This window comes from Streptomyces sp. WMMB 714, from assembly GCF_900090125.1.
In the GTDB taxonomy this organism is placed as follows: Bacteria; Actinomycetota; Actinomycetes; order Streptomycetales; family Streptomycetaceae; genus Streptomyces; species Streptomyces daqingensis.
The window spans coordinates 324893-337972 of the sequence record NZ_FMHJ01000001.1 but is presented as its reverse complement, the minus strand read 5'-3'; the positions used below and the strand labels follow the sequence as shown (position 1 = coordinate 337972).

10 protein-coding genes are annotated in these 13080 nt (G+C 72.1%); 6 read left to right on the top strand and 4 right to left on the bottom strand.

Annotation, left to right across the window (positions count from 1 at the left end; translation table 11 throughout):
• The first annotated feature begins 18 nt into the window (after nucleotides 1-18).
• The gene (locus H181DRAFT_RS01250) at nucleotides 19-1476 is read left to right on the top strand and encodes an RsmB/NOP family class I SAM-dependent RNA methyltransferase (protein WP_045862248.1); all 1458 of its coding nucleotides are present in this window, start codon (nucleotides 19-21) and stop codon (nucleotides 1474-1476) included.
• 46 nt (nucleotides 1477-1522) lie between these two features.
• Here the strand turns inward: H181DRAFT_RS01250 and H181DRAFT_RS01245 are convergent, their stop codons facing one another.
• From H181DRAFT_RS01245 to H181DRAFT_RS01230, 4 genes are all read right to left on the bottom strand, one after another.
• Entirely contained in the window at nucleotides 1523-2332 is an 810-nt protein-coding gene (locus H181DRAFT_RS01245; RefSeq protein ID WP_078895404.1) for an enoyl-CoA hydratase, read from the bottom strand.
• Nucleotides 2329-3492, bottom strand: coding sequence for a CaiB/BaiF CoA transferase family protein (locus H181DRAFT_RS01240; RefSeq protein ID WP_045862247.1), 1164 nt, complete (start codon nucleotides 3490-3492; stop codon nucleotides 2329-2331). The genes H181DRAFT_RS01245 and H181DRAFT_RS01240 overlap by 4 nt, the downstream gene beginning before the upstream one ends.
• A complete protein-coding gene (locus H181DRAFT_RS01235; protein WP_045862246.1) occupies nucleotides 3489-6515 on the bottom strand; it encodes an FAD-binding and (Fe-S)-binding domain-containing protein in 3027 nt (1008 codons plus the stop codon). Before H181DRAFT_RS01235 ends, H181DRAFT_RS01240 begins: the two co-directional genes overlap by 4 nt.
• 73 nt (nucleotides 6516-6588) lie before the next feature.
• Nucleotides 6589-7761, bottom strand: coding sequence for a pyridoxal-phosphate-dependent aminotransferase family protein (locus H181DRAFT_RS01230; RefSeq protein ID WP_045862245.1), 1173 nt, complete (start codon nucleotides 7759-7761; stop codon nucleotides 6589-6591).
• Nucleotides 7762-7859: 98 nt separating this feature from the next.
• Here H181DRAFT_RS01230 and H181DRAFT_RS01225 point away from each other — a divergent pair, with 98 nt between their 5' ends.
• From H181DRAFT_RS01225 to H181DRAFT_RS01205, 5 genes are all read left to right on the top strand, one after another.
• Nucleotides 7860-8624 (top strand): IclR family transcriptional regulator, encoded by a 765-nt coding sequence (locus H181DRAFT_RS01225; RefSeq protein WP_045862244.1) that lies wholly within the window; start codon nucleotides 7860-7862, stop codon nucleotides 8622-8624.
• A gap of 233 nt (nucleotides 8625-8857) precedes the next feature.
• Nucleotides 8858-10303, top strand: coding sequence for an SLC13 family permease (locus H181DRAFT_RS01220; protein ID WP_045862243.1), 1446 nt, complete (start codon nucleotides 8858-8860; stop codon nucleotides 10301-10303).
• 123 nt (nucleotides 10304-10426) lie between these two features.
• Nucleotides 10427-11119: a ribulose-phosphate 3-epimerase gene (gene rpe / locus H181DRAFT_RS01215; RefSeq protein WP_045862242.1), complete on the top strand. Its 693-nt coding sequence runs from the start codon at nucleotides 10427-10429 to the stop codon at nucleotides 11117-11119.
• A 250-nt stretch (nucleotides 11120-11369) separates the two neighbouring features.
• On the top strand, nucleotides 11370-12359 hold the full coding sequence (locus H181DRAFT_RS01210; protein ID WP_045862241.1) for a sugar-binding transcriptional regulator: 990 nt from the start codon (nucleotides 11370-11372) through the stop codon (nucleotides 12357-12359).
• Nucleotides 12360-12592: 233 nt separating this feature from the next.
• Nucleotides 12593-13069: a cation:proton antiporter regulatory subunit gene (locus tag H181DRAFT_RS01205; protein WP_045862240.1), complete on the top strand. Its 477-nt coding sequence runs from the start codon at nucleotides 12593-12595 to the stop codon at nucleotides 13067-13069.
• Nucleotides 13070-13080: the final 11 nt, after the last annotated feature.

The window sequence follows — 13080 nt, the reverse complement described above, 5'->3', positions numbered from 1 at the left end:
TCCGGAGCACCTTTCCCCGTGAGCAACAGGCCGCGCCGCCCGTCGAAGCCCTACCGCCGTCCCCGCAAGGACCCGGTCCGCATCCTCGCCTTCGAGGCGCTGCGAGCCGTCGACGAGCGCGACGCGTACGCGAACCTCGTTCTGCCTCCGCTGCTGAGGAAGGCCCGCGAGAAGGGCGACTTCGACTCCCGGGACGCGGCTCTGGCCACCGAGCTGGTCTACGGCACGCTGCGCTGGCAGGGCACTTACGACGCAATCGTTGCCGAGTGCGTCGACCGTCCGCTGCGCGAGGTCGATCCGCCCGTGCTCGACGTGCTCTCTCTCGGCGTGCACCAGCTGCTGAACACCCGCATCCCCACCCACGCGGGTGTGAGCGCCACCGTCGAACTGGCCCGTGTGGTGCTGGGGGACGGACGCGCGAAGTTCGTCAACGCGGTGCTCCGGAAGGTCGCCGCGGACGACCTGGAGGGCTGGCTCGAGAGGGTGACGCCGTCCTACGACGAGGACCCGGAGGAGCACCTGGGGATCCGCCACGCGCATCCGCGCTGGGTGGTCTCCGCGCTGTGGGACTCCCTCGGCGGCGGCAGCAACGGCATGGAGGACCTGCTGGCCGCGGACAACGACAGGCCGGAGGTGACCCTGGTGGCCCGTCCTGGTCGGGCCACCACGGAGGAGCTGCTCACCGGCGACGCCGTCCCCGGCCGGTGGTCGCCCTACGCGGTGCGGCTCGCGGAGGGCGGCGAACCCGGTGCGATCGACGCCGTGCGCGAGGGGCGCGCCGGGGTGCAGGACGAGGGGAGCCAGCTCGTCGCGCTGGCGCTCGCCGGCGCACCGCTGGAGCCCCCCGCCGAGGACGGCGCGGGCGCGTCCGGCGAGGAGCGGGACGGAGGCGGCCGGGCCGAGCGGTGGCTGGACGGCTGCGCCGGGCCGGGGGGCAAGGCCGCGCTGCTCGGGGCTCTCGCCGCGCAGCGCGGCGCCGTGCTCCTCGCCGCCGAGAAGCAGCAGCACCGTGCGGGCCTCGTCGCCCGCGCCCTGGACGGCAACCCGGGCCCGTACGCGGTGGTCACCGCAGACGCGACGCGTCCCGCGTGGCGGCCGGGCTCCTTCGACCGCGTCCTGGTCGACGTGCCCTGCACGGGGCTGGGTGCGCTGCGCCGGCGCCCCGAGGCGCGCTGGCGCCGCAGCCCCGAGGACGTGGCCGGCTTCGCGCCTCTCCAGCGCGATCTGCTGCGGCAGGCCCTGAACTCGGTGCGCGTGGGCGGTGTCGTCTGCTACGCCACCTGCTCACCGCACCTCGCGGAGACCCGGGCGGTCGTCGGGGACCTGGTGAAGGAGACGGGTGCTGAAATGCTCGATGTCAGGCCGCTGTTGCCGGAGATGCCCGGCTTGGGCGACGGTCCGGACGTGCAGCTGTGGCCCCATCTGCACGGGACCGACGCGATGTACATGGCGCTGCTGCGGCGTACCCCTGCCTGAGCGGAACGAGGGCCTGACGAAGACCCTCCACGACCGCGTCCCCGGTTCAGCGCCCCTGCCAGTCGGGGGTGCGCTTGTCGAGGAACGCGGTCACGCCCTCGCGGAAGTCGCGGCTCCCGTAGCAGAGTTCGTACAGGTCGTCGGCTGGGCCGGGGGCCGAGGCGGCCAGCACCCGCCTGTCGGCCTCCTTCAGCGCGGCGAGCGTGAGGGGCGCTCCGCGGGCGATGCCGGCGCACGTCGCGGCGATGCGCTCGTCGAAGTCCTCACGTTCCACGACCTCCTGGACGAAGCCGGCCGCCAGTGCCTCCTGCGCGCCGATCAGTTCGGCTGTGAGCAGCGCACGCAGCGTGCGGGCCCTGCCGAGCGAGGCGTAGAGGCGCGCGACGACTGCCGGTGCGAGGCAGTTGCCGAGCGTGCGGGCGATGGGTGCGCCGAACACCGCGTCAGGCGTGCACAGTACGAGGTCGCAGCAGACGGACAGGGCGATGCCGGCGCCCACCGCCGGCCCTTCGACGGCGCCGACCACGGGCATGCGCACCGCGGCGAGACGTTCGACGGCCCGCCCCACGCGCTTCTCGTACGCGACGCCGTCGGCGCCCGACGTGAACCCCCGGAACTCCCGGATGTCGGTGCCGGCGGCGAAGGCGCGGCCTCCGGCACCGCGCAGCACGGTCACCCGGATCTCCGGGTCGGCGTCGATCTCCTCGCAGGCGAGCTCGAGTTGGTCGTACATGCCCATCGTCAGGGCGTTGCGCTGACGCGGGTTGGAGAGCGTCAGATGCGCCGCGGAGGCGCCGGCCCCGGGGACCTCCTGCTTCGTCCAGCGGACGGACGGCGGCTGAACGTCGGTGGTCATGCGTCCCCCAGCAGTTCCTCGTTGTGCTCTCCGAGCAGCGGCGGATGGCGGCGCACGCGGGCCGGGGTGCGGCCCAGCTTGACCGGGAAGCCGAGGACCTGCGCCGTGCCCTCGACGGGGTGCTCGTACTCCTCGACCATGCCGCGTGCCTCGGCGTGCGGGTCGCCTCCGAGGATCTGCCCGTAGTCGAGGATGGGGCCGGCGGGGATGCCCGCGTCCAGGAGCAGCCGCACGCACTCCTCGGTGGTCTCCGTCGCCAGCCGCCCCTCCAGCAGGGCGATCAGCTCGGCCCGGTGCTCCATGCGGTCGGTGTTGGAGGCGAAGCGCTCGTCGCCGGCGAGGTGCTCCAGGCCGAGGGCGTCGCACAGGCGGTGCCACAGGCGCTGGTTGTTGGCGGCGATGGTGACGTGGCCGTCCGCGGTGCGCACCGCCTGGTAAGGGGCCGCCATGCGGTGGGCCGAGCCGACGGGCCGGGGAGTCCGCCCCGAGGCGAAGTACTCCGTCGACTCCCACACCGACATCGCGAGCACCGCCTCGTACAGGGAGGTCTCCAGGTACTGGCCCTCGCCGGTGCGCAACCGGTGGTGGTACGCGCCGAGTATGCCGATGGCGCAGAGCATCCCCGCTCCCAGATCGCCCACGGGCAGCCCGCACTTGACCGGGGCGCCGCCTGGCTCGCCGGTGACGCTGAGGGAGCCGCCCATGGCCTGCGCGATCAGGTCGTAGCCGGGCCGGTCCGCGTAGGGGCCGTACTGGCCGAAGCCGGAGATCGAGGCGTAGACGACGTCCGGCTTGATCCGGCGTGCCGCTTCGTAGCCGGCGCCGAGGCGGTCGGCGACTCCGGGACGGAAGTTCTCCACGACGACGTCGGCACCGGAGACGAGCCTGCGGAAGCCTTCCTGCCCGTCGTCCGAGCGCAGATCGAGGGTGACGCTGCGCTTGTTGCGGTTCAGCGCGTGGAAGGCGGGGCTGTCGCGCCCGGGAAGGGGGGCGTCCCAGGACCGCCGGATCTGGTCGCCCGTGCCGGCGGGCTCGACCTTCACCACGTCCGCGCCGAGGTCGGCGAGGAGCATCGTGCAATAGGGGCCCGCCATGACCTGGGTGAGGTCCACGACGCGTACGCCTTCGAGCGCCCCGGGCGGGAGGGGGGTGGAGGTCACGTGCGGGCTGCTCCCTCGTCGTCGGCTTCGGCTTCCGCGGCGGGACCGGTCAGCAGCGCTTCCCGCACGAGTTCCACGGGATGCCAGGCGCTGCGCTCAGTGCCGTGGAAGATCTGCTGGCGGCAGGAGACTCCGGTGGCGGCGAGGACGGTGGTGCCGGACTCGGCGGCGATGGCGGGGAAGAGGCGGTCGCCGCCGACCGTCATCGACAGCCCGTAGTGCTCGGACTCGAAGCCGAACGAGCCGGCCATGCCGCAGCAGCCGGCGTCCAGTTCGACGACCTCCGCGCCCGGTATCCGCTTCAGCAGCTCCACGGTGGCGGCCGTTCCGACCTCCGCCTTCTGGTGGCAGTGGCCGTGGTAGAGGATTCTGCGTCCCGCGGGCCAGCTCGTCCCGTCCAGGCGCAGCCTCCCGTCGTCGATGGCCTCGGCGAGCAGCTCCTCGACCTGCCGCACCCGTCCGGCCACGTCCTGGACGGCGGGGTCGTCCGGGAGCAGGGCGCGGTGTTCGTCCCGCAGCGTCATCAGGCACGACGGCTCGCAGCCCACGACGGGGGAGCCCGGCTCCCCCGACTCGGTCAGCAGCGACGCCAGGTGCCGTGCCTCGTCCTTGGCCTGCTCGACGAGCCCCTTGGAGAAGGCGGCACGGCCGCAGCAGCCGCGGGTCTCCAACGAGACGTTCCAGCCCGCGAGTTCGAGCAGTTCGATGGCCGCACGCCCGATACCGGGTTCGGTGTAGGTGGTGAAGGAGTCGGCGAGGTAGGTGAGCGTGCCGGGTCCGGACGGGTCCGCACCGGCGGCCGCCGTCGCTGCGCCCCTGGGCGGGGCGTGCCGCTCGCGGAACCAGCGCACCAGGTTCCGGCGCGTGTAGCGCGGCAGCGGACGGTCCGGGGTGATGCCGAGCAGGCGGTCCATCAGCAGCCGCACGGGACGGATGCGCCCCGGGAGGTTGGACAGGGGAGCGGTGGCGGAGCCGAGCCTGTTGAGGCGGCGGATGGAGCCGAAGACCTTCGACCTTCGGGGTATGCCGTGCTGCTCGTGGCGGTGGGAGAGCGCCTCCGCCTTCAGCGTCGCCATGTCGACACCGAGGGGGCACTCGCTCTTGCACGCCTTGCACATCAGGCACAGGTCGAGGACCTCGTGCAGCCGCTCGCCGCCCAGCGCCCTGTGCGGATCGGGCTCGGAGAGCGCCTTGACGAGGGCGTTGGCCCGTCCGCGGGTGGAGTCCTCCTCCTTCAGCGTGGCCATGTACGAGGGGCACATGGTGCCGCTCTCGCTCTTGCGGCACAGCCCGATGTTCATGCACCGGTCGGCGGCGCCGCGCATCCCGCCGACGACCTCGAACTCCAGCTGGGTGCGCAGCGGCCCGGCGGGCGGCAGCGCGGGGTCGCGGAGGTTGTCGGTCATGGCGGGGGCGTCCACGATCTTGCCGGGGTTGAGGCGTCCGTGGGGGTCGAAGAGGCCCTTGACCTGGCGCATCGCCTCGTACAGCTCGTCGCCGAAGATCTCGCGGTTGAACTCGCTGCGGGCCAGCCCGTCGCCGTGCTCGCTGGAGTTGACGCCGCCGTACTCCCGCACCAGGTCCTTGATCTCCTCGGCGACCGCCCGCATCGTGGCGACCTGCCCCGGGTCGGCGGCGTCGACGAACGGACGGATGTGCAGGCATCCGACCGAGCAGTGCCCGTAGAAGCCGGCGGAGAGCCCGTGCCGGTCGAGCACTTCCTTGAACCGCCCTGTGTACTCGGCGAGATGGACCGGGTCGACGGCGGTGTCCTCGACGAAGGCCAGCGGGCGGCGCGTCCCCTCACCCGCCGCCATCAGCAGCCCGAGGCTGGACTTGCGGACCTTCAGCAGCGAGCCCTGCTGCGCGGGGGTGACGGCCTTGAGGGTGTGGTAGCCGTGGCCGTGGCGCGACCAGAGGGAGGTGAGCCTGTCCAGCGCGCCGGTCAGCGCCGCGTCGTCGTCGCCGGTGAAGGAGACGAAGAGCAGCGCCTCGGGGTCGCCTTCGAGGATGCCGCTGAGCGAGGCGTACTCGATCTTGCCGCGGGCCAGGTCGAGGATCTGCCTGTCCATGAGTTCCACGGCGGCCGGGTCGCAGGCCAGAGCGTCCTCGGTGGCCTCGATGGCGCCTGCGACGGACGTGAAGTGCCCTACGGCGATGACGGTACGGGCGGGTTTGGGCACCAGGTCGACGAGCGCGCGCGTGGCCAGCACGAGGGTGCCCTCCGAGCCGACGACGAACTTGGCCAGGTCGAACTGCCGCTCCGGGGAGCCTGCTTGACCGGGGAGGGGCAGCCGGTCGAGGCGGTAACCGCAGGCGCGGCGCCAGAACTGGGGGAAGCCGGAGGCGATGGCGTCCGCGTTCTCCGCCGCGATCCGGGGGAGTTCGCGGTAGAGCCGCCCCTCCAGCGTCAGTTGTCCCGCGCGCCGCTTGCGCTCGTCCTCGTCCACGGGTGCCAGGTGCGCTTCGCGGGCGTCCGCGAGCACGACGTCGAGCTCCCGTACGTGGTCGATGGTCATGCCGTAGCGGATCGAGCCGCTGCCCGCGGAGTTGTTGCCGATCATCCCGCCGACGGTGGCCCGGTTGCTGGTGGAGGTGTCGGGCCCGAACATCAGGCCGTGCGGGGCAGCCGCCCGGTTGAGCTGGTCCTGGACGACGCCCGCCTCCACGAGCGCCGTCCGGCCCCCGGGGTCCAGCTCGACGATGCGGTTCATGTGGCGGGAGAGGTCCAGGACGAGTCCGGGGCCGACGGTCTGCCCGGCGAGGCTCGTCCCCGCGCCCCGCGGTACGACCGGAACGCCGTACTGGCCGGCGATCTCCACCGCTGCCCGTACGTCCCCGGAGTGCCTGGGGAAGAGGACGCCCAGCGGCTTGATCGCGTACATGCTCGCGTCGCGGGAGAACAGGTGGCGCGTGTAGTCGTCGAACTGCACCTCGCCTTCGCACTCCCGGCGGAGCCTGGACTCCACCTCACGTGCCGGTACGGCCTCCGTCGCTGGGGCGTCGCCGCTGATCGCTGTCATGTGCCGGTGACTCCATGGGGTCGGGGAGGGGCGGTGCGGGCGTAGGCGGGTACGGGGCGCGGGTGCGGGGCGCTCACCCGGAGCGCAGCACGTCCAGGGCCGCGCTCAGTCCGTCCTGCTCGAGGGGCACGCCCGCGAGCTCCAGCCCCATCTGCACCCCGGCGAGGGTGCCGGCGAGCGTGAGGTCGTTGAAGTGGCCGAGGTGGCCGATGCGGAAGACCTTGCCGGCGAGCTTGCCGAGGCCGGCCCCGAGGGACATGTCGAACCGTTCCAGCACAGTGCCCCGGAACTTGTCGGCGTCGTGCCCCTCGGGCATGAGCACCGCGGTGACCACGCCGGATGCCTCGCGTTCGTCCGCGCAGAAGACCTCGAGTCCCCAGCCCCGCACGGCCGCCCTGGTGGCGGCGCCGTGCCGGGCGTGCCGGGCGTAGACCTCCGGCAGGCCCTCGGCGTCCAGCATGCGCAGGGCCTCCTCCAGCCCGTAGAGCAGGTTGGTGGCGGGGGTGTAGGAGAAGGATCCGCGGCGGTTCGCTTCGAGGACCGGCCCCCAGTCCCAGTACGACTTGGGCAGCCGGGCGTGCTCGGCCGCCCGGAGTGCTTTGCCGCTGACGGCGTTGAAGCTCAGCCCCGGCGGCAGCATCAGCCCCTTCTGCGAGGCCGAGACGGTGACGTCGACGCCCCACTCGTCGTGGCGGTAGTCGAGGGAGCCGAGCGAGGAGACGGTGTCGACGAGAAGCAGCGCCGGGTGGCCGGCCGCGTCCATGGCCCGGCGGATGTCGGCGACGCGGCTGGTGACGCCCGTCGACGTCTCGTTGTGCACGACGCACACCGCCTTGACGGCGTGGTCGGTGTCGGCGGAGAGCCGCTCGGCCAGCGCGTCGGGGTCGGCGCCGTACCGCCAGTCGCCCGGCACGTGGTCGGTGTCGACGTCCAGGCCGAGGGACCGGGCGAGGTCACGCCAGAGCGTGGCGAAGTGGCCCGTGTCGAAGGACAGGACGCGGTCGCCCGGGCTGAGCGTGTTGACGAGGGCCGCCTCCCAGGCGCCCGTTCCGGAAGCCGGGTAGATCACGACGGGTCCCGTGGTCCCGAACACCGGCTTGACGGCTTCGAGGAGACGGCGCGTCAACGCGGAGAACTCCGGACCGCGGTGGTCGATGGTCGGCGCGGACATGGCCCGCAGGACCTGGTCCGGGACGTTGCTGGGGCCTGGGATCTGCAGGAAGTGACGACCGGTGCGGGGTGTCATGGGCCCGACTCCTCGAAAGGGTTGTGCCGTCTAACGGCACGCTGTATCGTCTCGCGGCACAGCGGAGCATAGGGTTCCCCTTCGGAACGAGTCAATGGATGCAGAACGTCGTCAACGCCCTCAGGGCCCTGGAGGAAGTCGCCGTCCGGCAGCCGGTCGGCGTCGCCGACCTGGCCAGGGCCCTGGAGCTGCCCAAGAGTTCGGTGCAGCGCACCCTCGTGACCCTGCACGGCGCCGGGTGGATCCGCCCTGCCGGCGGCACCCCGACGCGGTGGCTCGTGACCACCAAGGCGCTGCACGTGGGACGTCACGCCACGGGTGAACTGGGCCTGCGGGACGTGGCGTTGCCGGTGATGGAGGAGCTGCGCCGCAGGACGGACGAGACGATCCACCTGGCCGTCCGTGAGGGCGGCAACGTGGTGCTGGTCGAGCGGCTCGAGACGAGCCAGCCCGTGCGCATCATCCTCCCGCTGGGCCAGAACCTGTCCATGCACGCCTCCGCCAACGGCAAGGCGGTCCTCGCCGCGGATCCGCCCGAGTCCGCCGAGCGCTACATCGCCGAAGGGCTGCGGTCGTTCACCGGAACGACGATCACCGATCCGCAGAAGCTGCGCGAGGAGCTGGAGGAGACGCGGGCGAGGGGCTACGCGACCAACAGCGGCGAGTGGCGCGCCGACGTCTCCGCGGTCGCCTGCGCCGTGGTGGGGGAGAGCGGCCTGCCCTTCGCGAGTATCAGCGTCAACGTGCCCACTTCCCGGATGACGCCCGGTGTCCTGCCCGAGTTCGGTGCTCTGGTGAACGAGGCGGCGAAGCGTGTGAGTGCCGCATTGGGACGCGCGCACGAGGGAGGCGGTGCCCGCTGAGGGATCCTGCCGAGAACTCTTGACTCGCCTCCACCCCCCTCCCATACTCGCCCAAGGCGAAAACCGGATTCCGTATCGCGGAATTGCCTTGCCATGCACTCTTGGCCCCGACTGGGCCCGCACAAGGCGGAGTTGCCCGAGACGGACGGAGCTTCCGAGTGCCTCTGGTCTCCATTCAGAAAGGTGCCGGCACGCCTGTGAAGTGACCGTTCGACCGAAGGCGAGGAAGCCTCGTGTCAGATCAAGTCATATCCATCATCGGATTGGTGCTGGTATTCGCCGTCGCCACATTCTCCTCCGTCCATATGGGCGCCCTCGCGATCGTCGCCGCATTCGTGGTCGGCACCGCATTCGTCGGTGAATCCGCGGACGATATATTCGGGGGCTTTCCGGGTGATCTGTTCGTGGTGCTCGTCGGGGTGACATTCCTCTTCGCCATCGCCAAGAACAACGGCACGGTCGACTGGCTGGTGCACCGGGCGACGGGAGCGGTCGGCGGCAGGATCGCTCTGATTCCCTGGGTGATGTTCCTGGTCACGGCGGTGCTGACGGCCACGGGCGCGGTCGTTCCGGCGGCGGTCGGAATCATCGCGCCCATCGGCATGGGATTCTGCGTGCGCTACCGGATCAACCCGGTGCTCATGGGCCTGCTCATCATCAACGGGGCCAGTGCGGGCGGCTTCTCGCCGATCAGCATCTTCGGGAGCATCACGAACGGCGTGGTCTCCAGGAACGACCTCGCGGGGAACCCGACGCTGCTCTTCGTCAGCTCGTTCGTCTTCAACGTCGTCCTCAGCGTCGGTGTGTTCTTCCTCTTCGGCGGCCGCGGCCTGATCGGGCGGCGCGCGGAGGACGGAGCGGAGACCGGAGTGGAGAAAGGCAGCGAGGAAGGGGAAGGCGGCACGCTCGTACCGGCAGGCGTCTCCGGCGGCAACACGCCTGACGGCAGCGGGAATTCGGCGGAGAGCACCGGAGGTACCGGAACCTCCGCGGGCGCCGGCACCGGCACGGCGACCCGGACCGCCGCCCCCGCACCGTCCGGCCCGGCGGCGACGGAGGAGATCCCCCCGGAGGACCTGCGCCTCGACGGGCCGCGCGTCCTGACCCTCCTGGGCCTGGTGGCCCTCGTCGTCGGATCGCTCTTCTTCGACCTGGACGTCGGCCTGATGGCCCTGACGGTGAGCGTCGTGCTGACCCTGGTCTCACCGGCGTCCGCGAAGGGCGCTGTGGACCGCTGCGCCTGGTCCACGGTGCTGCTCGTCTGCGGGATCGTGACCTTCGTCAGCATGATGGAGCGCATCGGGACCATCGACTACCTCGGCGACAGCGTCGCCTCCATCAACGCCCCGCTGCTCGCGGCGCTCCTCATCTGCCTCATCGGTGCCGTGGTCTCGGCGTTCGCCTCCACGACGGGCATCCTCGGCGCCCTCATCCCGCTTGCCGTCCCGTTCCTGCAGGACGGTCACGTGGGCGCCGTCGGCATGATCATCGCCCTGGCGATCTCCTCGTCGGTGGTCGACTCCTCGCCCTTCTCCACCAGCGGAGCCCTGGTGACCGCCAACGCGCCGGAAGCGGACCGGGAGCGGGTCTTCAAGCGGCTGATGGCCTGGGGGCTGAGCATGTGCGCCGTGGCACCGGCCGCGACGTGGGTGCTGTTCGTGGTGCCCGGCTGGCTGTGACGGGCCGCCCGCGGCCTGCGGCGCCAGGGCCCGCGGCGGGCCGTCCCTCCGGGCGCGCCCGCTGCGGGCCCTGGCGCCGAACCCGCCGGACAGTACGAACGTACGTACCGGGATACTGGAGCCATGGTTCAGATCAACCCCAGCATCCTCTCCGCCGACTTCGCCCGACTCGCCGACGAGGCCGAGGCGGTGCGAGGTGCCGACTGGCTCCATGTCGACGTCATGGACAGCCATTTCGTACCCAACCTCACCCTGGGGACCCCCGTCGTGGAGGCGCTGAGCAAGGCGACCAGCACGCCCCTGGACTGCCATCTGATGATCGACGAGCCGGACCGCTGGGCCCCGCAGTACGTGGAGGCGGGGGCCGGCTCCGTCACGTTCCACGCCGAGGCCGCGGCGGCGCCCGTCCGGCTCGCACGCGAGATCAAGGCGCTGGGCGCCCGCGCCTCGATGGCGCTGAAGCCCGCGACCCCCGTGGAGCAGTACGAGGACCTCCTCCCCGAACTGGACATGCTGCTGGTCATGACCGTGGAACCGGGCTTCGGCGGCCAGGCCTTCCTCGACATCATGCTTCCCAAGATCCGCCGGGCGCGGCGGCTGATGGACAAGCACGGACTGCAGATGTGGCTCCAGGTGGACGGCGGGGTCTCCGCCTCCACCATCGAGCAGTGCGCCGAGGCCGGGGCGGACGTCTTCGTCGCCGGATCTTCCGTCTACGGGACGGACGACCCGGCAGCGGCGGTGCAGGCGCTGCGCGAGCAGGCAGAGGAGGCGGCGCGCCGGGCGGCGGACGCCCCTTCCACGCCCTCGGCGTAGGGCTCTCGCCGGTCCGCGTGCGGCGGCCGCTCCGCGGCGCCTTCGGAGGAGCGGCGCCGTGCGAGCACACTGGAATCGGACGCTGCCGCTCGCTCCGGCAGTGCGTGGTCCTTGCACGAGTGGGATCAAGGCCACGTGAGATCTGCAAGGATGAACGCCCCGCGCGGATGCGCACGCAAGGCAACGGCCCTGCGGCGAGACGGGGCAAGACAGTGAGGTGAGTACGGTGTCGTCGGGTCGGACCACACGTATGGGGCCCGCCGAGCTCATGCAGGCGGCAGCCATGGCACGCCGCTTCTACCTTGAGGGCAAGTCCAAGATCCAGATCGCGGACGAGTTCGGAGTGAGCCGCTTCAAGGTGGCGAGGGTGCTGGAGACGGCGCTGGAGAGGGACCTGATCCGCATCGAGATCTCCGTCCCGGCGGAGCTCGACGCCGACCGGTCCGACGCGCTCCGGGCACGGTACGGACTGCGGCACGTCGTCGTCGTCGAGTCGCCCTCCGAGGCCGCGGACGACGGCGCCGACCCGGAGAACCTGGGCGAGGTGGCCGCCGACCTCCTCGGCGAACTCGTGACCGACGGCGACGTCCTCGGACTGGCCTGGGGGCGCTCCACCATCCACATGGCCGCCGCCCTCCGCCAGCTCCCCCCGTGCACCGTCGTGCAGCTCACCGGCGTCTACGACGCGGGCACCGCCGATCGCGGCTCGGTCGAGGCGGTCCGGCGGGCCGCGGAGGTCGCGGGCGGCGAGGCGCACCCGATCTACGCCCCGATGCTGCTGCCCGACTCGGCCACCGCGGCCGCCCTGCGGAGCCAGACCGGCATCTCCCGGGCCTTCGAGTACTTCGACAAGGTGACGGTGGCGGCCGTGTCCATCGGCTCCTGGGAGCCGGGCATCTCGACAGTCCACGACATGCTCAGCGACACCGAGCGTGAGCACTACTCATCGCTGGGTGTGGCCGCCGAGATGTCCGCCCACCTCTTCGACACCGGCGGGCGGCGCATCGGCCGCGACCTGGGGGAGCGCTGCATCACCGTCGAGGCGGAGCGGCTGCGGCGCATCCCCGAGGTGGTCGCCATCGCCGGAGGCCAGCGCAAGGCCGCGGCCGTCGGCGCGGTGCTGCGTTCCGGCCTCGTCACCAGCCTGGTCACGGACACCGCCGCCGCCGACTACCTGCTGACGGAGACGCAGCCCGGCCCCAGGCCCGCCCTGGAGCGCGCCGACCCGGACGGCTCCTGACGCGCAGCAGTTCCCGACCCGCCGCGGCTCCCGGCCGCGCGCGGCCCACGGCCCGCACCCGGCGGCCCGCCCCACCCGTCGTGCCCTCTCCGGTTACGGGTAGCGGGGCAGCCGGGTGAGGTCCGCCCCGACGGGGGAGTTAGTCTCGTGACGGCCGTGAGCCGCGGCCCTCCCCCTGGGCCTCCGGCCCGGGCGGTACCCGAAGTGCACTCTCCGAGGAGGCAGAGGCAGCCATGACCACGCAGCGCACCAAGCTGCCGGGAGTCGGCACGCAGTACGACATCGAGACCCGGGCCGGCCGCCACATCTCCGTCGTAGCGCATCAGGACGGACGGCGCTTCCTCGGCTTCTACGAGCCGGACGACCCCGACGCCTGCCAGGCCACCGTCCCCCTGGACGCCGACGAGGCGTCGTCGCTGGCCGAGTTGCTGGCGCCGCAGGACACGCCCCGCCTGGGCGCCAGCGAGATGGACATCGACCTGGTGACGGAGCGGATCCCGGTGACGACGCAGTCCCCGTACCGCAGCCGCCCGCTGGGCGAGACACGCGCACGCACCCGGACCGGCGCGTACATCGTCGCGGTGCTCCGGCGCACCGGGCCGCACCCCTCGCCCGGTCCCGAGTTCCGGCTGGAGGCTGGGGACGCCGTCGTCGCCGTCGGCACCCGCGAAGGCGTCGACGAACTGGCCCGCATCATCAGCGGCACCTGACAGGCGGCAGC